Genomic DNA, 20,063 nt, shown 5'->3' on the forward strand with positions numbered 1-20,063 from the left:
CCCTAGCCTGACGACGACGCGGTCGGCTGCCGTCCATTACTCGGCAGCCGTACCGCTAATTCGGTGTGCCCGGGCGAGCTGTTGACGGTGATCGTCCCGTTGTGGGCCTTGACAACTGCCGAGACGATCGCCAGACCCAGTCCGGTGCTGCCGCCCTTGCGGGACCGCGAGGTGTCGCCGCGAGCGAACCGTTCGAACACCTCCGACTGCTGGTCCCTGGGAATTCCGGGGCCGTTGTCGATCACCTGCAGCAGCGTGTGCGTCGGCTCGGCGCTGAGGCGGGTGGTGACGACGGTGCCCGGGCCGGTGTGGATGCGCGCGTTGGCGAGCAGGTTGGCCACCACTTGGTGCAGGCGGGCCTCGTCGCCGGTCACCATCACCGGTTCCGGCGGCAGGTCGAGTTCCCACTGGTGATCCGGCCCAGCGATGTGTGCGTCGCTGACAGCGTCGACCGCCAACCGGGACAGGTCCACCGGTTCGCGTTCCAAGGGTCGACCGGAGTCCAGCCGGGCCAGCAGCAGTAGGTCCTCGACGAGACGCGTGATCCGTTCGGTCTCCGACGCCACCCGGCTCATCGCGTGCGCCACCGCTTCCCGGTCGTCGCCCATGCGCTGCGCCAATTCGGTGTAGCCGCGGATCGCGGCCAGCGGCGTGCGCAGTTCGTGGCTGGCGTCGGCGACGAATTGGCGAACCCGGGTCTCGCTGGCCTGCCTAGTCGACAGGGCCGCCGCGATGTGGTCGAGCATGCGGTTGAGCGCTGAACCGAGTTGGCCCACCTCGGTGGCGGGGTTGGCATCGGGCTCGGACACCCGCACAGGCAGCTCGACCTCACCGCGGTCCAACGGCAGATCCACCACCTTGGTCGCGGTCTGGGCGACCCGTCGCAACGGCGCCAACGCCTGACGGATGATCACCGCTCCGGCGGTGGTGGCCGCGACGAGCGCGATCAGAGTCACGATGCCGAAGATGATCAGCATCCGCAGTTCGGTGGCGTCGATGTTGGACATGGACAGACCGGTGACGATGACGTCGGTCCGGTTGCGGCTCGGAGCGGCGACGACACGGTAGCGCCCGAGGCCATCGAGGTCGAGGGTGACCGGCGTGCGGCTGCCGGCGATCTCCTCCAGCTGGTGCTGCGCGGTCGGCGTCAATGCATCCCGGGCGCCGCTGCCCGTCAGATAACCGGCGTCCACTGTCCTGCCGTTGCTGACCACCGCTGCGACCATGCCGGCCGGCTGGCCGGGCGCGTCGAGAAACCTTGGGCCTGGGCCGGTCTTGACGTAACGCGGCTCGTGGCGGCGCGGCGGTTCGGGATACAGCAGCGACGAACGGTAGGAGGTGCCGCTGAGTTGGCTGTCGAGTTGGGCCACCAAATGGTGGCGCAGCGCCAATTCAGTGGCTGCGGTGATGCCGACGCAGACGATTGCCAGGACGGCGATCTGGCCGACGAGCAGCCGCAGTCGCAGCGACCAGACCCGGGGCCCGCTAGCGCGCCGGCTTGAGGACATAGCCTGCGCCGCGCAGCGTGTGGATCATGGGTTCGCGCCCGCTGTCGATCTTCTTGCGCAGGTAGGAGATATACAGCTCGACGATGTTGGATCGCCCGCCGAAGTCGTAGCTCCAAACGCGGTCCAGGATCTGTGCCTTGCTCAGCACCCGCTTGGCGTTGCGCATCATGAACCGCAGCAGCTCGAACTCGGTGGTGGTCAACGAGATCGGTTCGCCGGCGCGGGTCACCTCGTGGCTGTCTTCGTCGAGTACCAGGTCGCCGACGACCAGCTGGGCGCCGCTGTCGACCGTGGTAACCCCGGTGCGGCGCAGCAGCGCGCGCAGCCGCAGCACGACCTCCTCGATGCTGAACGGCTTGGTCACGTAATCGTCTCCGCCAGCGGTCAATCCGGCGATTCGGTCTTCGACCGCGTCCTTGGCCGTCAGCAGCAGAACCGGCAATCGAGGATTCTCCCGGCGCAGCTTCTGCAGGACTTCCAGGCCGCTTATGTCGGGCAGCATCACATCCAGCACTACTACGTCGGGGCGTTCGGCGCGGGCGGCCGCCACGGCCGAGGCACCGTCACCGGCTGTCGCGATGTTCCAACCCTCATAGCGCAATGCCATCGACACCATCTCGGCGAGAACGGGTTCGTCGTCCACCACCAGCACGGTGACCGGTTGGCCGTCGGCGCGGCACATGATCACGCGTTCAACGGAACTTCTGGGAGCCGCCACGGGTTCCAGTATCCGTACCCGGATAGGGCAACGCTATGGCATCCCTGTGCTTGACCTGTGAAACACAAACGGCCGCGTGACCGTCGATGCGGTCACGCGGCCGTTTCCCCGATGCTGTGTTAGTACCAGTAGCGCCTGCCGGCCACTGGGCGGCCGACCGAACCCATGGCCCACATCACCGCGCCCACAATGAGCAGAATCACCCCGAGCACGGTCAACAAATGCACGCCAAACACAAATCCGAGGATGAGAAGGATGGCACCGACGACAATCATGGCGATTTCCTTTTAACTAGCAGGGATGTGATCAATTGATTGCAGGGCGCTCGGCTGCGGTAACTGCGGCGCGTGGCAATCCTTTACTTTTGGATTCACGCCCATGTAATTCAGCGGTCCGGCAATCACCGTGACCGCAACGGTTCCCGCTGAGGCACAACTGGTTTCCTGACCTTTGAAGTAGCCGCGCTGCCAGGCTGCGAGGATCCCTATGAGCAGCCAGATCAACACAATCGCACCTAGAATTCCGCGACCTCGCACCATAGCGGCCTCCGTTGTTCCCGAAACAATTCCCGTGCAGCACAGCGTTGCCCGTTGTACGCGTGCCTAAACATGAAAAAGGGCCGCAAGTTCGCCCGTCAGGCCGTTCTAAGCGGGGTGATCGGCGAGCCACATTGCGGCGCGCCTTTTGGACGCGCGGGACAGCCACGCATCCTGAATCAGTTCCGACAACTCGGTGACGCTGATTTCGGCCAACCGGGCGGCGCGCACCAGCACCGAGGGATGCCCGTCGAAGTGGCTGGTGCTGAAAAACGGCGAGTTAGGGTCTTGGACCAGGGCCAGCTTGTCGCTCTCGGACTCCACCCACAGCATGATCACGTCGGGATAGCGTTGCCCGGTCGCCGGATCGACCGCATCCGGTTGCGGAGTTCGGAAGAACACGAACGACTTTCCGCCCACCTGGTAGATGGCGTTGCCCTTCGGCCCCTCAAGCTTCTTCACATGCGGCATCGCGGCGGCGAGCCGGTGCACATCGTTGACTTTCGCGGGCCGATCAGCCATGCCCGCGACGATACCGGCGGATGCGGGCGCTCCCCGCTGTAGCATGGGCGATCGGTAAGGGGTTGCAGTAGAGGGGGATTGCGCCGCAGTGGTTGACACGCTGTTCGCTGATGTCTCGGAATATCAAGTGCCAGTTAATGATTCGTACCCCCACCGGGTCTTGTCGATCCGGGTCAGCGACGGCACCTATCGCGACCACAATTTCGCGCGCAATTACACCTGGATGCGCGGCGCGTTGGATAGTGGGCGATTGACCTTCGGGATTGTCTACACCTACGTCCGTCCGAATTGGTTGGCAAATGCCAACACGGTGCGGTCGATGATCGACGCCGAAGGCGGCCTACACCCGCGGGTGGCGCTGATGCTCGATGTTGAGTCCGGGGGCAACCCGCCGGGCGACGGGTCTAGCTGGATCAACCAGCTGTACTGGAACCTGGCCGATTACGCAGGCTCACCGGCCCGAATCATCGGTTACGCCAACGCCTATGACTTCTTCAACATGTGGCGCGTGCGCCCACCGGGGCTTCGCGTCATCGCCGCGGGTTACGGATCCAACCCGAATCTGCCCGGGCAGGTGGCACATCAGTACACCGACGGCAACGGGTACAGCCCGAACCTGCCGCAGGGTGCGCCGCCGTTCGGCCGGTGCGACATGAACTCCGCCGACGGGCTGACACCGCAACAATTCGCCGCCGCGTGCGGCATCGGGACGAACGGAGGACCGCTGATGGCACTCACCGACGACGAACAAGCCGAACTGCTGACCAAGGTGCGGCAGATCTGGGATCAGCTGCTCGGCCCCGACGGCGCCGGGTGGCCGCAGTTGGGGCAGAACAGCCAGGGCCAGAATCTGACGCCGGTCGATGCGATTGCCGCTATCAAGAAGGACCTAGAGGGCGGTTCGTCGACTGACGCTTAAGCGCCTGGTTCGCCGAACACGACGCCGCCGGCACCCCCGGTTCCGTCCTGCCCGTCGATGCCGTCGAGACCTCCCGCTGGGCCGCCTTCGCCACCGGCTCCTCCCTGACCTCCGCCCCCGCCGTTGCCGATCAGCCGGGAGGCGCCGCCGTTACCGCCGTCGCCGCCATTCCCACCGGGGCGCCCGTCAAGGCCGATGCCGTTGATGCCGGTCGCTCCACCGCCACCGCCGGCACCACCCACGCCCCCGTTGCCATAGAGCCAACCACTGCTTCCACCGGCTCCGCCATCGCCGCCGGTACCGCCGACACCGGCGGTAGCAAGGTCGGTCACCACCGCACTCGCGCCGACCCCGCCATTCCCGCCGGCGCCGCCGTCGCCGATCAGCAGCCCGCCAGCACCACCGGCACCGCCGGCACCGCCGGCACCTCCCTGGACGGCGCCAGCGATTCCTCCGTCACCGCCCGCACCGCCGGCCGCACCTGCACCGAACAGTCCAGCCCCGCCACCTGCGCCGCCAGCGCCACCGGTTCCGCCGACAAAGGCGAAGAACGAAGTGCCGTCGGGGTTCACGCCGCGGCCTGCGCCGCCGGTGCCACCTTGCCCACCGACTCCCGCGTTGCCGGCCAACCATCCGGCCCTGCCGCCGCTGCCGCCATCTCCGCCGTCTCCGCCAACGCCGGGCAGAAATGTGCTGGCACCGGTCTGTCCGCCCAACCCGCCTGCGCCGCCGGCGCCGCCGTTGCCAAGCAAACCGGCGTTGCCGCCTGCACCACCGGCCCCGCCGCCGCCACCGAAGACGCCGGCGAAGGTGCCCTGGTATTGCACTGCGCCGCCGGCACCGGCTCCGCCTTGCCCGCCGGCACCGGCATTGCCGTAGATCCACCCGCCGTTACCGCCGCTGCCACCGGACCCGCCGGAACCGCCGCTCAATATGCCCGTCGCGCCACCGGCACCCCCGGCGGCACCTACCCCGCCGTCACCGAATAGTCCGGCCGCGCCGCCGGCGCCGCCCTGTCCGCCTGCGCCGCCGGACAAGGCGCCTTCCTTCAGACTTCCGTCACCGCCAGCACCGCCCTGGCCACCTGCCCCGCCGTTACCGGACAACCACCCACCAGCACCACCGGCACCTCCGGCGCCGCCCTGTCCAGCGGCGGTACCACCTGCGGGGATTCCACCGCCGGCCGCGCCACCGGTACCGCCAGCGCCGCCGACACCACCGGCACCCAACAACCCGGCGGCGCCACCCGCACCGCCTGCTCCGCCGTTTGCACCATTAGCGCCGGGCCCAGCGGCTAAGGCTGCCCCGCCCGCGCCGCCGGCGCCACCGTTGCCGTACAACCAGCCGCCCGAACCACCGGTACCGCCGGCCGCACCGGCCCCACCGGCGCCGCCCAGCCCTCCGTTACCGATCAATCCCGCCGCGCCGCCAGCTCCACCAACCGCCCCGTCGGCGGTTTGGGAGAACCCATTGCCACCATTTCCGTAAAGCAACCCGCCGGCACCGCCGTTTGGATTCGCAGCCGTGCCGTGGGCTCCGTCGCCGATCAGCGGCCTGCCCAGCAAAGCCTGGGTCGGCGCGTTGACGGCGTTGAGGATGTCCTGCTGCGCCGACTGCAGTGCGACGTTGGCCGCCTCAGCTGAGGCGTAGGCTCCGGCGGCTCCGGTGAGCGACTGCACGAACTGCTGATGGAAGGTCGAGAGCTGCCGACTCACGGCCTGGAACTGCTCGCCGTGTCCGCTGAACAACGCCGCGACTGCCGCAGACACCTCGTCGGCACCCGCCGCCAAGACGTTCGTGGTCGGTGGCGCGGCCAGCCTGCCGGCCGAAGCCAAAATCGAGCCGACGCCGGCAATGTCCGCGGCCGCCGCAGCAACCGTCTCCGGAACCGCCACCAGATATGACACGGTCACCCTCCCAGCCGTCCAAAGCCATGAGCGAATCAAAGATTTTGACGATAGCGTTATTGCGCAAAATGGATAGGGATTTCCGCTCAGGTCAAAGAAAATACCGACAAAGGATCCCTACGCCTCCTGGCTTCTCAGCCGCGCAGAACCCGTCGCACGCCGTCCGCCCGACCGACCCGTCGGCGCCGTCGGCGACCCAGCCACCGACACCGTCGGCGCGGTGGAACTCTTAAAAAGAGTGGTTCAGACGGCAGGCCGGCGCGCGGAGACAAACAGCGTCGGCGGCATCGAGTACTCGGAGCCGTTCGGGACCACCCGGTTGTAGCGGGCCATCAGTTCGGGGAAGTCCGCGGCGGTGGCTTCCCAGCCGTGATCCCGTAGCCAATCGGTGAGCGCGGTGCGCTCCTCGGGGTACCACAGGTCTTCGACGGCGGGGATCTCGGCGTCGACAAGTCGCGCAGCCACCGCACGGATCCGCTGCATCTCCTCGCGCTGGCGCTGCACCAGATCGGAGTCGATCGCACCCTTGTCCGGCACGTTCGATGCCAACCAGCTACCAGGTGCGCTCATCATGTGGATGCGCTCGAATAACAGGTCCTGGGCTTGCGCGGGCAGGTACCGCACCAAGCCCTCGGCCGACCACGCCGTCGGCTGCGTCGGGTCGAAGCCCGCTTCCTGCAGCGCCGTCGGCCAGTCCTGGCGCAGATCGACCGCGATGTTGACCACCTGCGAGGTGGGCCGGGCACCGTGCTGCTCCAAGGTGGTGTTCTTGAATTCGAGCACCTTGGGCTGGTCGAGCTCGTAGACCACCGTGCCGTCCGGCCACGGCAGCCGCCACGCACGAGCATCCAGGCCGGAGGCGAGAATGACTATCTGACGGACGCCGGAGTCGGCGGCAGCGAGAAAGAACTCGTCGAAGAACGCGGTCCGCGTAGCCATGAAGTCGACCATCAGCTGCGCGCGGTTACCGATCTCGGGTTCGATCTCGCGGGCTTGCGCGAGTAAGTCCGGATCGGCGTACAGCGTCCACATTCCCTTGCCCGCCGCGTCCAGAAAGACCCTGGCGAACGGGTCGTTGATCAGCGGGTTTTCGCTCTCGGTCTCCGCGGCGCGGGCCGCAGCCACACCCAGCGCGGTCGACCCGACGCTTTGCGTGATCTCCCAAGAATCGTTGTCGGTGCGCTGCATGGCACTCCTCCTGAACCGCGATAGTCAGTTTTGCAAACTATTCTTCCAGCGCGGCGCCCGCAACGGCCGCCGCTGGGCGGTCCCTACGCTTTTTCTAGGCTCTCTCCAAGTCGGTTGACAGGCGCAAAGGAGCAGCATGAACCCGGCCGTGGATCTGGATGCGGTGGCTCGCTGGATGTCGGAGCAGGGTCTCGGGGAGGGACCCCTGCAGGATGTCGCGGCGGTAACCGGCGGCACGCAGAACGTGATGATGCGGTTCACCCGGTCGGGCCGGCCCTACGTGCTGCGTCGCGGCCCACGGCACCTGCGCCCCCGCAGCAACAGCGTCATCCTGCGGGAGACTCGGGTACTTGCCGCGCTCGCCGGCTCCGATGTGCCGCACCCGCATCTGATCGCGATGTGCGACGACCCGGGCGTGCTCGGAGACGCTGTGTTCTACCTGATGGAACCGATCGACGGCTTCAACGCGGGCGAGGGCCTGCCGCCGTTGCATGCCAATGACCCAGAGGTGCGCTACGGCATGGGGTTGTCGATGGCCGACGCGCTGGCCAGGCTCGGCGCCGTCGATCACGTCGCCGTGGGCCTCGAAGATTTCGGCAAACCGTCGGGTTTTCTGGAACGTCAAGTGCCGCGCTGGCTTTCGGAGCTGGCGTCCTATCAGGAGTACGAAGGTTACCCCGGTCCGGACATCCCGGGCATCGACGAGGTCTCGCACTGGCTGGAAAGCCACCGACCCACCCAGTGGACTCCCGGCATCATGCACGGCGACTACCACGCGGCCAACGTGATGTTCTCCCGCACCGGGCCAGACGTGGTCGCGATCGTGGACTGGGAGATGTGCACGATCGGCGACCCGCTGTTGGACCTGGGCTGGCTGCTGGCCACGTGGCGGCAGGACGACGGCTCCAGCGTGTTCGGCCACGCCCTGGGCGGCACGGACGGTCTGGCCAGCACCAACGACCTACTGCAGCGTTATGCCGCCAACACCACTCGCGACCTCTCGCACATCACCTGGTACACCGTGCTGGCCTGTTTCAAGCTGGGCATCGTGATCGAGGGCACGCTGGCCCGCGCCTGCGCGGGCAAGGCGGAGAAAGCCGTCGGCGATCAGCTGCACGCCGGCACCGTGCACCTGTTCGAGCGCGCGCTGGCCTTGATCGAGACGCGTTCTTAAGCGACGCGATTGGCGCCGCCGGCACCACCGGCGCCGAACTCGCGCCGGGCCTCGTCGTGGCGCTTGACGTAGCTGGCCCGCAGGTCGCGCGCGTCCCCGCGGCCGCCGGGACCGCCGTCGCCGAACCCCTTGCCGGACTTGCCGTTTCGGGCGCGGCCGGACACCGGTTCCGGCTTGTTGAGCAGCCCCGCGCTCGCCGCGCTGGCCACAGGGCCCCGCCCGACCGGCGCAGCACTGCCGGCGTAGCCGCCCGACCGACCGGGAGTGCCGCCACCGGCGACGCCACCACCGCGATAGCCGGCATTGCCGGGACCGCCCAACAGCCCCGGCCCGGGGGCGCCGATGCTGCCGCCCGACGGACGCCCGAGGAGCCCTTGCGCCGGTGCGCCAGCCCCACCGGCGGTTGCGCCACCGCCCGCCATCGGTTTCGCATTCGCCGACTCGGCACCGGCGTACGCGTTGCCTGCCGAGTTCATCGCCTGGACGAACTGCTGATGCAGATCCGCCGCTTGGGCGCTCATCCGCTGGTACTGCTGGGCGTGCGAACCGAACACGTTGGCCATCGCGGTCGAAACCTCGTCGGCGCCGGCGGCCAGCACGCTCGTGGTAGGCAGGGCGGCCGCTGAATTGGCCGCCGTCAGCGACGACCCAATTCCCGCCAAATTCGTCGCAGCCTCCGCCAGCAACTGGGGCTGCGTAAACACAAATGACACGGCGACACACCTCGGACTAACCCGGCTTGCGGAACCTCCGCACTTTAAGGCGAAACCGCTGGTCGGCGGGGTGCTTTTATATCTCCGAAGCCGAAACGTTATAAATTAGTTATCGACGACCGCGTGACTGTAAAAAGCGTTTACAGCGGATTTGAATTCATGTGCGCGCCCGAAGGGATTCGAACCCCTAACCTTCTGATCCGTAGTCAGATGCTCTATCCGTTGAGCTACGGGCGCCAGCGTTCTTCAGTTGTCGTCAGTCAGTTGTCTAGCAGGTGTTGCTTGGCGGAGGCGAGAGGATTTGAACCTCCGGTTCCCTTTGAGGGGAACAACTCATTAGCAGTGAGCCCCATTCGGCCGCTCTGGCACGCCTCCATGGCCTTCCAAAGGTTACCCGACCCCGGAACCCGGAGCCGCCGGAGGCATAGCGTACACAGCTGCGACATATGCTGTCGAAGTGACCGCCCGCCTGCGGCCCGCGCTGGCGGGGCTGCCTGTTTACGTTCCCGGCAAGACCGTGCCCGGTGCGATCAAACTGGCCAGCAACGAGACGGTGTTCGGCCCGCTGCCCAGTGTCCGCGCGGCCATCGAACACGCCACCGACCTGATCAATCGCTACCCCGACAACGGCTGCGTGCAGCTCAAGGCGGCGCTTGCCCGCCATGTCGGGCCGGGTTTCGCCCCCGAGCACATCGCGGTGGGCTGCGGCTCGGTGAGCCTGTGCCAGCAACTCGTGCAGATCACCGCCTCGGTGGGGGACGAGGTGATCTTCGGCTGGCGCAGCTTCGAGCTGTACCCGCCGCAGGTCCAGGTGGCCGGGGCCCGGCCCGTCCAGGTGCCGTTGACCGACCACACCTTCGACCTGGACGCGATGCTGGCCGCGGTCACCGACGGGACCCGGCTGATCTTCGTTTGCAATCCCAACAACCCGACGTCCACCGTCGTCGACCCGGATGCGCTGACCCGCTTCGTCAAAGCGGTGCCGTCAGACATCCTGATCGCCATCGACGAGGCCTACGTCGAGTACATCCGCGACGGCATGGCACCCGACAGCCTGGGGCTGGTTCGCGCGCACGACAACGTAGTGGTGCTGCGCACCTTCTCCAAGGCGTACGGCCTGGCCGGTCTGCGGGTGGGGTATGCGATCGGGCACCCAGAGGTGATCACCGCACTGGACAAGGTCTACGTCCCGTTCACCGCGACCAGCGTCTCGCAGGCCGCGGCCATTGCCTCGCTGGAGGCCGGCGACGAGCTGTTGGCCCGCACCGACGCGGTGGTGGCCGAACGGGTGCGGGTCAGCGCCGAGCTGCGCGCTGCCGGCTTCACCCTGCCCGACTCCCAGGCCAACTTCGTCTGGTTGCCGTTGGGCGCCCGCACGCGGAACTTCGTCGAACAGGCCGCCGACGCGTTGATCGTGGTCCGTCCCTACGGCAGCGACGGTGTGCGCGTCACCGTCACCGCCGCGCCCGAAGAGAACGACGCGATGCTGCGGTTCGCTCGCAACTGGATTTGAGGAGTACCTCTATGAGCCTGGCTCGCAAGAAGTTCACCGAGTTCACCGAGCGCGCCGGCGACATCCCGGACGCCGAGCTCGACGAGTTCTGGGCATCGCTGTCACCGGCCACCATCGAGGGCATGCTCGGAGAATGGCGCGGCGGCGAGTTCGTCACCGGCCACAGGATGAACCACCAGCTGGAGAAGGCTGGGTGGTTCGGCAAGACGTTCAAGTCCGCCGCCGACGTCCAGCCACTGGTGTGTGTGGACGCCGACGGCAACAAGTTCTCCAACGTCGAGATGGGTAAAGGCGAGGCCAGCCTGTGGTTGGAGGAGTTCCGCGGCGAGGTGACCGCGACGATGGTCTACGACGGCCAACCGGTCCACGACCACTTCAAGGTGATCGACGAAGACGCCGTGATGGGCATCATGAACGGCAAGGGCGTCGTACACGACGGCCGCTACTTCTACTTCTATCTCGAGCGGGTCTAGCCGGGGTTGCGGCCGGTGAAGGCGACCAGCCGGTCCAGACCGCGGGCATCCTCGGCCACCTCGACGGGGTCGTCGAAGCCGGCCCCGCCCCGCCGTTCGGGCTTGATGAGTTGGTGCGCCAACCCCAGCACGTACTCGGCCAGCGAATCGGGAACCTCGACGTCACGCCCCAATGCGACCGCGTAATCCCAGGCGTGTACCAGGAATTCCAGCGACAGGACGGCCGCCGCGACCTGAGCCGGCATCTCGTTGTCGCCGAATTTGACGGTGCCGTCCAAGCCATGGCGATGCCAGGCGTCCAGGGCCGGCCGGGCCCGCAGGATGATCTGTCGCTCGACCGAGTCTTCGTCGTCGGACTCCGGAAATTCGGCCCCGACCATGCCGCCGATCGCGGTGACGGAGTTCAGCAGGTGTTTGGTCAGCGCGGCCACGTCGAATTCCGTGCACGGGGTTTGCCGGCTGAGGTCCTCCCGGGCAATGGTCTTGACGACCTCCTCCAGGATTCCCAGCGTCAACTCGGCGCTGCGTAGCTCGTCGTTTGGCGGGGAGTCGGGTCCTGGGCGCAAGTCTGCGGGCATATTCGCCACGCTACGGTCTCGAGTATGGGCGAGGCATCTGAAGAGACATATGAATCCGTGACCGTCGAGGTCAAAGACCGGGTCGCACAGGTGACCCTGATCGGGCCGGGCAAGGGCAATGCGATGGGGCCCGCGTTCTGGGCGGAGTTGCCAGAGTTGTTCCCGGCGCTGGACGCCGACCCGGAGGTGCGCGCCATCGTCCTGACCGGATCGGGCCGCAACTTCAGCTACGGCCTGGACGTTCCGGCGATGGGTGGCTCGTTCACGCCGCTGCTGTCCGGCGACGCGCTCGCCGGCCCGCGCGCGGTGTTCCACCGGGAGGTCAAGCGGATGCAAGCCGCCATCACCGCGGTCGCCGACTGCCGCACTCCCACCATCGCCTCGGTACACGGCTGGTGCATCGGCGGCGGCGTCGACCTGATCTCGGCCGTCGACATCCGCTACGCCAGCGCCGACGCGAAGTTCTCGGTGCGCGAGGTCAAGCTGGCCATCGTCGCCGACGTCGGCAGCCTCGCCCGGCTTCCGCTGATCCTCAACGACGGACACCTGCGCGAACTCGCTTTGACCGGCAAAGACATCGATGCCGCCCGTGCCGAGAAGATCGGTCTGGTCAACGATGTGTACGACGGCGCGGAGGCCACCCTGGCCGCCGCGCACGCCACCGCCGCCGAGATCGCCGCCAATCCCCCGCTGACGGTGCACGGCATCAAGGACGTGCTCGATCAGCAGCGCACCTCGGCGGTGTCGGAGAGCTTGCGCTACGTCGCCGCCTGGAACGCGGCGTTCCTGCCGTCGAAGGACCTGACCGAGGGCATCTCTGCGACGTTCGCCAAGCGTCCGCCGCAGTTCACCGGCGAATAGCGCTGAACCACAGCGCAACAGCCAGCCAGCCCGTCGAGATCGCCAGCCCGCCGAATTCCAGCCACCCGACCGTTGCGCCGGCGCGATGGTTGGTGTCGATGAGGTGGCTGAGGGCGTGCAGCGCCCAGTGCGCCGTCGCGAACGCCAGCGCGGGTACGCGCCAAGACGGCCACCGCAGGGCTGCCAGCAGCGTCAGGCCGAGCGGCAATTCGAATGATGCGTTGTCGAAGATGTAGTGGGTGTTGCGGATCCCGAAGGCGCCGAGGGTGTCGAAGAACGTCTGCGGCGCCAGCCACTGGAATAAACCCAGGCCGACCGAGTACGCGTCGAACACGAGCAGGATCACCTCGACGTAGCGCAACCGGGCGGCCATGCCTGTAAAGCTAGGCTGTCGGCGATGACGTCAACACCCGATGGCCGGATCCGTGTGCCCGACGACCTGGACGCCGTGACGGCGATCGGCGACGAAGACCACTCCGAAGTCGGCAGCGCCGCCGTCGAGCGGATCTGGCAGGCCGCGCGGCACTGGTACCGGGCCGGGATGCACCCCGCCATCCAGCTGTGCCTCCGGCGCAACGGCCGGGTGGTGCTGAACCGGGCCATCGGGCACGGCTGGGGCAACGCCCCCACCGACGAACCCGACGCCGAAAAGATTCCCGTCACCACCGACACTCCGTTCTGCGTGTACTCGGCGTCCAAGGGCATCACCGCGACCGTCGTCCACCTGCTCGTCGAACGCGGGGTCTTCGACCTCGACGACCGAGTGTGCGAATACATCCCGACCTACACCAGCCACGGCAAGGACCGCACCACGATCCGGCACGTGCTGAACCACAGCGCGGGCGTCCCGTTCCCCACCGGGCCCCGTCCGGACCTCAAGCGCGCCGACGACCACGAATACGCCCAGGAACAGCTCGGCAAACTGCGTCCGCTGTACCGGCCGGGCCTGGTGCACATTTACCACGCGCTGACCTGGGGCCCGCTGATGCGGGAGATCGTCTACGCGAGCACCGGCAAGGACATTCGCGACATCCTGGCCAGCGAAATCCTTGAGCCACTGAACTTCCGGTGGACCAACTTCGGCGTGGCGGCGCAGGACGTCCCGCTGGTTGCGCCCAGTCACCCGACCGGCAAACCGTTGCCACCGGTGATTGCCGCGATCTTCCGCAAGGCGATCGGCGGAACGGTGCACGAGATCATCCCCTACACCAACACCCCGGCGTTCCTGACCACCGTGGTGCCGTCGTCCAACGGCGTCTCCACCGCGGACGAGCTGTCGCGTTTCGCCGAAATCTGGCGCCGCGGCGGCGAACTCGACGGCGTGCGGATCATCAGCGCGGAACGCATGTACAACGCCGTGCAGGAGGCCCGCCGGCTGCGGCCCGATTTCGCGGTAGGACTGCAGCCGGCCCGGTGGGGCACCGGATTCATGCTGGGCACCGACCGCTGGGGGCCGTTCGGGCGCAACGCTGCTGCCGCGTTCGGAAACCTCGGGCTGGCCAACATCGCGATCTGGGCGGATCCGGCGCGGGGTTTGGCGGGCGGCGTGATCAGTAGCGGCAAGCCCGGCAAGGACCCCGAAATCAAGCGCTACACCACCCTGATGGACACCATCGCCGCCTCGATCCCGCGGGTGTGAGCGTTTGTCAGTGGACTAGGCGGGCATCCATCGACACATGGATTCCGAACGCTTCCGAAAACTGCTGAACACCCCCGGACCCTTTGCGTCCGTCTACTTCGACGACTCGCACGACAGCCACGATGCCGCCGCTCAACTCGACCTGAAATGGCGCGCGGTGCGTGAGGAACTGCAGCGGCAGGGCGCAGACGAATCCATCGTCGACGAGATCGAGCGCGCCGTCATGGATCTGCAACCACCGATCGGTCGCAGCGGTCGGGCGGTCGTGGCCGGTCCGACCGGTGTCCTGGTCAACGAGCATCTGGTGCGCCCGCCCGCGGCCACCGTGACACGGGTGTCGGAACTGCCCTACCTGATTCCCGTCCTCGAACTAGGTATGGACGAGCCGAATTACGTTCTGGCGATCGTCGACCACGCCGGCGCCGACCTGACCGTCCGCGACAACAACGGGCTGCGCTCGGAGACTGTCGACGGCGGCGGCTACCCGGTGCACAAGGCGGCCGGCGCCGAGACCGCCGGCTACGGCGACCCGCAACCGCGCACCGATGAGGCTGCCCGCAAGAACATGCGCGCCGTCGCCGACCGCATCGCCGAATTGACCGACCAGACCGGCTCCGAGGCGGTCTTCCTGGTCGGCGAGGTGCGGTCCCGCAGCGACCTGCTGGCGCAACTGCCCGAGCGGATCGGCGACCGGGCCGTGCCCTTAGAGGTTGGCGCGCGGCACAGCGGGCACGACTTCGACGAGGTGCAACGCGAGATCGAAACCTGGTTCGCCAAACGGCAGTTGCAGATCCTCGAAGCCGCCGCCGAGCGGTTCAGCGCCGAGGTCGGCCGGCAATCCGGGCTGGCCGCCGAAGGGTTGGACGCGGTGTGTTCGGCATTGCGCCAGGGGGCGGTCGAGACGCTGATCGTTGGGGACATCGGCGGCGCCACGGTGGTCGCCGACGAGGGACTGACCACCATCGCTCCGAACGCCAACGTGCTGTCCGAGCAGGGCGCCGCGCCTGCCAAGACACTGCGCGCCGACGAGGCGCTGCCGCTGTTCGCCATCTCGGTCGGAGCGTCACTGGTGCGCACCGACGAGCGGATCGAACCCGCCGACGGGATCGCCGCGGTGCTGCGCTACGCGCCGACGCTGCACTAGCTTGGGCGTCGCTTAGTCGCGAGCGTGCACAAAATGCCGGCCGCGGCGGCGTGTCGCTGTACCGACACGCACCCTCGCGGGCGGGGCGGCGCGCTCGCGGCCAACAAATTTGCGGTGGCGGAGGGATTTGAACCCCCGGACGGTTTTAGCCGTCTCTCGCTTTCAAGGCGAGTGCATTAGGCCGCTCTGCCACGCCACCCGAACATCGGTAAGGCAAGGGTAGCGGTGCCGGTAGCGTGACCGACATGCGTGCCATAGTCGCCGAATCCGCCGAACATTTGGTTTGGCAAGAGGTCCCGGACGCGTCCGCCGGGCCGGGAGAGGTACTGATCAAGGTCGCCGCAGCCGGCGTCAACCGTGCCGATGTACTTCAGGCCGCGGGCAAATACCCGCCCCCGCCGGGAGCCAGCGAGATCATCGGCATGGAGGTGTCCGGCGTCATCGCGGACATTGGTGCAGACGTGACGCAGTGGAGCGTCGGACAACACGTGTGCGCGCTGCTGGCCGGCGGCGGCTACGCCGAGTACGCCGCCGTCCCGGCCGGCCAGGTGATGCCGATCCCCTCGCCCGTCGAGCTGGTGGACGCGGCCGGGATACCGGAGGTGGCCTGCACGGTCTGGTCCAACCTGGTGATGACCGCCCACCTGGGCCCCGGCCAGCTGCTGCTGGTGCACGGCGGGGCCAGCGGCATCGGCACCCACGCCATCCAGGTAGCCCGTGCCCTCGGTGCCCGGGTGGCCGTCACTGCCGGATCACCGGAGAAGCTGCAACTGTGCCGCGAGCTGGGCGCCCAGATCACCATCTCCTATAAGGACGAGGACTTCGTCGCCCGCCTGCGGGAGGAGACCGACGGAGCCGACGTGATCCTGGACATCATGGGTGCGGCCTATCTGGATCGCAATATCGATGCGCTGGCCACCGACGGACAACTGGTCATCATCGGCATGCAGGGCGGGGTGAAGTCGGAGATCAACCTGGGCAAGTTGCTGGTCAAGCGAGCGCGGGTCATCGGCACCACGCTGCGGGCCCGTCCGGTCAGCGGACCGAACAGCAAGAGCGCCGTGGTGAGCGCGGTGACCACCTCGGTTTGGCCGATGTTCGCCAGCGAGCGGGTCCGCCCGATCATAGGGAAGCGGTTTCCAATTCAGCAGGCGGCGGAGGCGCACCAGCTGCTGCAGTCGGGCGGGTCGTTCGGAAAGATTCTTCTGACGGTCTAGTTCCCTGCGCGAGCAGACGCGAAAGTCCCATTTTGCGCACGCAAATGGGGACTTTTGCGTCTGCTCGCGAGGTAACGGAACCTAACCGAGCGAGGCGAGCGCGCGCACCAACTGATCGACCTCGGCCATTGTCGAGTAGTGCGCCAAGCCGACGGTCACCGCGCCGCCGATGTCGTTGACGCCCAGTACGTCGAGCACGCGGGAGCTGGCGTTGGCGATCGCCAGAATCCCGTTGTCCGCCAACCGCTGCACCACCCGGTCGGCCGGCACCTCCGTCACGGCGAAGCTGACCACCGGTATCCGCGCCTCCGGACGGCCGAGCAGGATCACCAGCGGTAGCGACCGCAGCGACGTCATCAGGTAGTCGTAGATCCGGTTCAAATACGCCGAGGCGGAGTGCATCGACACCGACAGCCGCTCGCGCCGGGTCCCGCGTGCGGACTCGTCCAGCGAGGCCAGGTATTCGACGCTGGCCACCACACCGGCCAGGAAACCGAACTGGTGCACGCCCACTTCCAGCCGGCCCGGGCCGGTGGCGTAGGGATTGGTCGACACGGAGCTGAACGTGTTGATCAGCGCCGGCTCCCGGAACACCATCGCCCCGATCGGCGGTCCACCCCAGCCGACCGCGTTCACCGCGACCACGTCGGCGTCGGTCTCCTTGATGTCGAAGAGCCGATACGGCGCCGCGGCGGAATGGTCAACGACCACCAGGCCGCCGACGTCGTGCACCAGCTTCGTCATCGCGCGCAGGTCGGTCACGGCGCCCAACGTGCCCGACGCCGACGTGACCGCCACCAGGCGGGTCGCCTTGTTGATCAGGCTCTCCCACTGCCAGGTCGGCAATTCGCCGGTCTCGATATCGACCTCGGCCCACTTGACCTTCGCGCCGTACCGGTGCGCCGCGCGCAGCCATGGCGCGATATTGGCCTCGTCGTCCAAACGGCTGACGACCACCTCGTAGCCCAGCCCGGAGCGCGCCGACGACGCCTCGGCCAGTGACGACAGCAGCACCGCCCGGTCTGCACCCAGCACCACGCCGCTGGGGTCGGCGTTGACCAGGTCGGCTATCGCCTCGCGGGCCGCCTCCAGCACCGCCGCGCTGCGGCGCGCCGACGGGTGGGCACCCTCGGTGCTGGCCGCGGACCGGCGGAAGGCAGTCGAGACGGTGGTCGCCACGGAATCGGGGATCAGCATGCCCTCGGGTGCGTCGAAGTGCACCCACCCGTCACCAAGCGACGGGTGCAGTCCACGCACCCGGGCGACGTCGTAGGCCATGCCAGCCACCTTAGAGCTATTGCGTGCTTCGAAAGCTACGGCCATTTTCGAGGATGGGTGCCGGTGGCGGGTGCGCCATAGACGTGCCAGCCGTCACGGCCCTCCGAGTCAGGTCACCCGGCCAGCCATACTAGTCGAGTGAGCTTGTGCTTCGGAACGCTGATCGCATTGGTCCTGCTGATCGCACCGGGTGCCACCATCGCACGTATTGCACAGTTGAACTGGCCGATCGCAATTGCGGTCGGCCCGCCTCTGACGTACGGCGTTGTGGCACTGGCGATCATCCCTTACGGCGCGCTCGGCATCCCATGGAACGGGTGGACGGCGCTGGCCGCATTCGCCGTGGTGTGTGCATTGGCGACGGTGCTCACACTGCTGCTGGCCCGGTTCCGGGACAAGGACGCCGAGGCCCGCGGGGTCAAACCCGGTCCGGCGATCGTGGTCGCGGCGGGCGTGCTGCTGGGCACCGTCTTGATCGGCTGGGCGGCGGTCAGCGGCATATCGCAGTGGCAGTCGATCCCGAGCACCTGGGACGCGGTGTGGCACGCCAACACCGTGCGCTGGATCCTCGACGTCGGCCAGGCGTCGCCCACCCACATGGGCGAGCTGCGCAACGTCGAGACGCACGCGCTGCTGTACTACCCGTCCGTCTTTCACGCCCTGACGGCCGTGCTGTGCCAGCTCACCGGCGCGGCGGCAACCACCGGCTACACCTTGACGTCGGTGGCGGCGGCGATCTGGCTGTTCCCGGTCAGCGCGGCCGTCCTGGCCTGGATGACCTTGCGCAGCCACACCACCGAGTGGCGCACCGCGGCCGTCGCGGCCACCGCGGCCGCGCTTTCCGCCTCGTTCACCGCGGTCCCCTACGTAGAGTTCGACACCGCGGCCATGCCCAACCTGGCGGCCTATGGCGTCGCGATACCCACCATGGCGCTGATCGCCTCGACGTTGGGGCACCGCGACCGCATCCCGGTGGCGGTGCTGGCCCTGGTTGGGGTCTTCTCGGTGCACATCACCGGCGGCATCATCACCCTGTTGCTGCTGGGCGGCTGGTGGCTCTTCGAGGCGCTGTGGCACCCGGTGCGAGGCCGCATCCGGGACGTGGCGGTGTTGGCCGGGGTCGGGGTGACGGCCGGGCTGATCCTGCTACCTCAGTTTCTCAGTGTCACCAAGCAGGAAGACATCATCGCCGGCCACTCGTTTCTGACGTACCTGAGCATGAGACACGGCCTGTTCGACGCGGTGTTCATGCACTCCCGGCATCTGAATGATTTCCCGTACCAGGTCGCACTGAGCTTCCTGTGCGCCGTCGGCGGCTTCATCCTGCTGTTCGACGGGATCACCTGGAACCGCAACGTACTGAAACTTTCCTGGCCACTGGCGCTGCTGAAGGTGCGTTGGCCGCTGGTCGTCTGGTTGCTGCTCATCGTGATCAACGTCGACGCCGGCACCCCACTGTGGGGTCCGTTCGGCCGGCTGGCCGGCGCCATCGGCGAGTTCTTCTACAAGGATCCGCGCCGCATCGCCGCGGCCACGACCCCGCTGTTCAACCTGATGGCCGCCGTCGCGCTGGTCTGGCTGGTCGCCGCGGCGATTGCTCTGGCGAAGAAGTTCACCCAAAATCGCAAACCGCTGCCGAACCGCTTCTGGGCCACGGCCACCGCGGTGCTGCTGGTGGGTGTCAGCGTTGGCCTCGCGGTGCTCTACTTCCCTCGGCACCGGTTCCTCTTCGGCGACAAATACGACTCGATCATGGTGGACCAACGCGACCTCGACGCCATGGCCTACCTGGCCAAGCTGCCGGGCGCACGCGACACCCTGATCGGCAACTCCAATGTCGACGGCACGAATTGGATGTACGCCGTGGCCGGACTGCACCCGCTGTGGACGCACTACGACTACCCCGTGCAGATGGGGCCCGGCTATCACCGATTTATCTTCTGGGCCTACGCCAGGAAGGGCGACACCGACAAGCGGGTCCCCGAGGCGATCAAAGCCCTGAACATCCGCTACGTCTTGGCCAGCGGCCCCACGGTCCGGGGGTTCAAGATTCCCGACGGACTAGTCTCACTGGACAAGTCGCCGTACTGGACGATGATCTACGACAACGGCGGCGCCCAGATTTACGAATGGCACGGCGATACGCCGGTACATCCCTAGCAGCACGAGGACGGT

Annotated in this window: 20 protein-coding genes and 3 tRNA genes; 9 read left to right on the forward strand and 14 right to left on the reverse strand. The window is 67.4% G+C overall.

Going from position 1 to position 20,063, the window contains the following annotated elements; translation table 11 throughout:
• Window positions 1-2 precede the first annotated feature (2 nt).
• The 5 genes from A5645_RS00575 to A5645_RS00585 all read right to left on the reverse strand — a co-directional run bounded on the left by A5645_RS00575 (window position 3) and on the right by A5645_RS00585 (window position 3,284).
• Entirely contained in the window at window positions 3-1,508 is a 1,506-nt protein-coding gene (locus tag A5645_RS00575) for a sensor histidine kinase (RefSeq protein WP_065128123.1), read from the reverse strand.
• Window positions 1,486-2,190, reverse strand: a complete 705-nt coding sequence (locus A5645_RS00580; RefSeq protein ID WP_065128157.1) for a response regulator transcription factor — start codon at window positions 2,188-2,190, stop codon at window positions 1,486-1,488. Before A5645_RS00580 ends, A5645_RS00575 begins: the two co-directional genes overlap by 23 nt.
• A gap of 155 nt (window positions 2,191-2,345) precedes the next feature.
• Complete coding sequence (locus tag A5645_RS27995) at window positions 2,346-2,501, reverse strand: DUF6131 family protein (RefSeq protein ID WP_099051174.1); 156 nt, start codon at window positions 2,499-2,501, stop codon at window positions 2,346-2,348.
• A 12-nt stretch (window positions 2,502-2,513) separates the two neighbouring features.
• Window positions 2,514-2,765, reverse strand: a complete 252-nt coding sequence (locus A5645_RS26715; RefSeq protein WP_080697084.1) for a hypothetical protein — start codon at window positions 2,763-2,765, stop codon at window positions 2,514-2,516.
• A gap of 105 nt (window positions 2,766-2,870) precedes the next feature.
• Window positions 2,871-3,284: an MmcQ/YjbR family DNA-binding protein gene (locus tag A5645_RS00585; protein WP_065128158.1), complete on the reverse strand. Its 414-nt coding sequence runs from the start codon at window positions 3,282-3,284 to the stop codon at window positions 2,871-2,873.
• Window positions 3,285-3,372: 88 nt separating this feature from the next.
• Here A5645_RS00585 and A5645_RS00590 point away from each other — a divergent pair, with 88 nt between their 5' ends.
• Window positions 3,373-4,203 carry a hypothetical protein gene (locus A5645_RS00590; protein ID WP_065128124.1) on the forward strand — a complete coding sequence of 277 codons (831 nt, stop codon included), beginning with the start codon at window positions 3,373-3,375 and terminating at the stop codon, window positions 4,201-4,203.
• Here the strand turns inward: A5645_RS00590 and A5645_RS00595 are convergent.
• A complete protein-coding gene (locus tag A5645_RS00595; RefSeq protein WP_065128159.1) occupies window positions 4,200-6,110 on the reverse strand; it encodes a PE family protein in 1,911 nt (636 codons plus the stop codon). The genes A5645_RS00590 and A5645_RS00595 overlap by 4 nt on opposite strands.
• Before the next feature lie 243 nt (window positions 6,111-6,353).
• On the reverse strand, window positions 6,354-7,298 hold the full coding sequence (locus A5645_RS00600) for a class I SAM-dependent methyltransferase (RefSeq protein ID WP_065128125.1): 945 nt from the start codon (window positions 7,296-7,298) through the stop codon (window positions 6,354-6,356).
• Window positions 7,299-7,434: 136 nt separating this feature from the next.
• Between A5645_RS00600 and A5645_RS00605 the strand changes: the two genes are divergently transcribed.
• Complete coding sequence (locus A5645_RS00605; RefSeq protein WP_065128126.1) at window positions 7,435-8,472, forward strand: phosphotransferase family protein; 1,038 nt, start codon at window positions 7,435-7,437, stop codon at window positions 8,470-8,472.
• Here A5645_RS00605 and A5645_RS28995 read toward each other — a convergent pair.
• From A5645_RS28995 to A5645_RS00620, 3 genes are all read right to left on the reverse strand, one after another.
• Window positions 8,469-9,185, reverse strand: a complete 717-nt coding sequence (locus tag A5645_RS28995) for a PE family protein (protein ID WP_065034010.1) — start codon at window positions 9,183-9,185, stop codon at window positions 8,469-8,471. The two genes, A5645_RS00605 and A5645_RS28995, sit on opposite strands and share 4 nt — an antisense overlap.
• Window positions 9,186-9,349: 164 nt before the next feature.
• Window positions 9,350-9,422 (reverse strand) — tRNA-Arg (locus A5645_RS00615).
• Window positions 9,423-9,468: 46 nt separating this feature from the next.
• Window positions 9,469-9,560 (reverse strand) — tRNA-Ser (locus A5645_RS00620).
• A gap of 82 nt (window positions 9,561-9,642) precedes the next feature.
• Here A5645_RS00620 and A5645_RS00625 point away from each other — a divergent pair.
• Entirely contained in the window at window positions 9,643-10,698 is a 1,056-nt protein-coding gene (locus A5645_RS00625) for an aromatic amino acid aminotransferase (protein WP_065128127.1), read from the forward strand.
• An 11-nt stretch (window positions 10,699-10,709) separates the two neighbouring features.
• Window positions 10,710-11,171, forward strand: coding sequence for a DUF4334 domain-containing protein (locus tag A5645_RS00630; RefSeq protein WP_065128128.1), 462 nt, complete (start codon window positions 10,710-10,712; stop codon window positions 11,169-11,171).
• Here the strand turns inward: A5645_RS00630 and A5645_RS00635 are convergent.
• Window positions 11,168-11,749, reverse strand: a complete 582-nt coding sequence (locus A5645_RS00635; protein ID WP_065128129.1) for a TIGR03086 family metal-binding protein — start codon at window positions 11,747-11,749, stop codon at window positions 11,168-11,170. The two genes, A5645_RS00630 and A5645_RS00635, sit on opposite strands and share 4 nt — an antisense overlap.
• A gap of 24 nt (window positions 11,750-11,773) precedes the next feature.
• On the opposite strand from A5645_RS00635, the gene A5645_RS00640 reads away from it, so the two are divergent.
• Window positions 11,774-12,610, forward strand: a complete 837-nt coding sequence (locus A5645_RS00640) for a crotonase/enoyl-CoA hydratase family protein (protein ID WP_065128130.1) — start codon at window positions 11,774-11,776, stop codon at window positions 12,608-12,610.
• Here the strand turns inward: A5645_RS00640 and A5645_RS00645 are convergent.
• Entirely contained in the window at window positions 12,597-12,983 is a 387-nt protein-coding gene (locus tag A5645_RS00645; protein ID WP_065128131.1) for a hypothetical protein, read from the reverse strand. The genes A5645_RS00640 and A5645_RS00645 overlap by 14 nt on opposite strands.
• Before the next feature lie 24 nt (window positions 12,984-13,007).
• On the opposite strand from A5645_RS00645, the gene lipE reads away from it, so the two are divergent.
• A complete protein-coding gene (gene lipE, locus A5645_RS00650; RefSeq protein WP_065128132.1) occupies window positions 13,008-14,249 on the forward strand; it encodes a lipase LipE in 1,242 nt (413 codons plus the stop codon).
• Between the two features lie 37 nt (window positions 14,250-14,286).
• On the forward strand, window positions 14,287-15,393 hold the full coding sequence (locus A5645_RS00655; protein WP_065128133.1) for an Rv2629 family ribosome hibernation factor: 1,107 nt from the start codon (window positions 14,287-14,289) through the stop codon (window positions 15,391-15,393).
• 112 nt (window positions 15,394-15,505) lie between these two features.
• Here A5645_RS00655 and A5645_RS00660 read toward each other — a convergent pair.
• Window positions 15,506-15,592: transfer RNA gene (locus A5645_RS00660), tRNA-Ser, on the reverse strand.
• A 46-nt stretch (window positions 15,593-15,638) separates the two neighbouring features.
• Between A5645_RS00660 and A5645_RS00665 the strand changes: the two genes are divergently transcribed.
• Window positions 15,639-16,610 carry an NAD(P)H-quinone oxidoreductase gene (locus tag A5645_RS00665; protein ID WP_065128160.1) on the forward strand — a complete coding sequence of 324 codons (972 nt, stop codon included), beginning with the start codon at window positions 15,639-15,641 and terminating at the stop codon, window positions 16,608-16,610.
• Window positions 16,611-16,691: 81 nt separating this feature from the next.
• Here A5645_RS00665 and A5645_RS00670 read toward each other — a convergent pair whose 3' ends face one another.
• Window positions 16,692-17,888, reverse strand: coding sequence for a cysteine desulfurase-like protein (locus A5645_RS00670; RefSeq protein ID WP_065034018.1), 1,197 nt, complete (start codon window positions 17,886-17,888; stop codon window positions 16,692-16,694).
• Window positions 17,889-18,026: 138 nt separating this feature from the next.
• Here A5645_RS00670 and A5645_RS00675 point away from each other — a divergent pair, with 138 nt between their 5' ends.
• Entirely contained in the window at window positions 18,027-20,048 is a 2,022-nt protein-coding gene (locus A5645_RS00675; protein WP_065128134.1) for a DUF6541 family protein, read from the forward strand.
• The last annotated feature ends 15 nt before the right edge of the window (window positions 20,049-20,063 follow it).

The sequence above is a fragment of the Mycobacterium asiaticum genome, assembly GCF_001673635.1.
Classification (GTDB): Bacteria; Actinomycetota; Actinomycetes; order Mycobacteriales; family Mycobacteriaceae; genus Mycobacterium; species Mycobacterium asiaticum_C.

Bases quoted from the DNA above. Each gene is read 5' to 3' on its own strand.
- A5645_RS00575 (WP_065128123.1), bottom strand. From the start codon at position 1,508: ATGTCCTCAAGCCGGCGCGCTAGCGGGCCCCGGGTCTGGTCGCTGCGA.
- A5645_RS00580 (WP_065128157.1), bottom strand. From the start codon at position 2,190: ATGTGCCGCGCCGACGGCCAACCGGTCACCGTGCTGGTGGTGGACGAC.
- A5645_RS27995 (WP_099051174.1), bottom strand. From the start codon at position 2,501: ATGATTGTCGTCGGTGCCATCCTTCTCATCCTCGGATTTGTGTTTGGC.
- A5645_RS26715 (WP_080697084.1), bottom strand. From the start codon at position 2,765: ATGGTGCGAGGTCGCGGAATTCTAGGTGCGATTGTGTTGATCTGGCTG.
- A5645_RS00585 (WP_065128158.1), bottom strand. From the start codon at position 3,284: ATGGCTGATCGGCCCGCGAAAGTCAACGATGTGCACCGGCTCGCCGCC.
- A5645_RS00600 (WP_065128125.1), bottom strand. From the start codon at position 7,298: ATGCAGCGCACCGACAACGATTCTTGGGAGATCACGCAAAGCGTCGGG.
- A5645_RS00605 (WP_065128126.1), top strand. From the start codon at position 7,435: ATGAACCCGGCCGTGGATCTGGATGCGGTGGCTCGCTGGATGTCGGAG.
- A5645_RS00630 (WP_065128128.1), top strand. From the start codon at position 10,710: ATGAGCCTGGCTCGCAAGAAGTTCACCGAGTTCACCGAGCGCGCCGGC.
- A5645_RS00635 (WP_065128129.1), bottom strand. From the start codon at position 11,749: ATGCCCGCAGACTTGCGCCCAGGACCCGACTCCCCGCCAAACGACGAG.
- A5645_RS00640 (WP_065128130.1), top strand. From the start codon at position 11,774: ATGGGCGAGGCATCTGAAGAGACATATGAATCCGTGACCGTCGAGGTC.
- A5645_RS00645 (WP_065128131.1), bottom strand. From the start codon at position 12,983: ATGGCCGCCCGGTTGCGCTACGTCGAGGTGATCCTGCTCGTGTTCGAC.
- lipE (WP_065128132.1), top strand. From the start codon at position 13,008: ATGACGTCAACACCCGATGGCCGGATCCGTGTGCCCGACGACCTGGAC.
- A5645_RS00655 (WP_065128133.1), top strand. From the start codon at position 14,287: ATGGATTCCGAACGCTTCCGAAAACTGCTGAACACCCCCGGACCCTTT.
- A5645_RS00665 (WP_065128160.1), top strand. From the start codon at position 15,639: ATGCGTGCCATAGTCGCCGAATCCGCCGAACATTTGGTTTGGCAAGAG.
- A5645_RS00670 (WP_065034018.1), bottom strand. From the start codon at position 17,888: ATGGCCTACGACGTCGCCCGGGTGCGTGGACTGCACCCGTCGCTTGGT.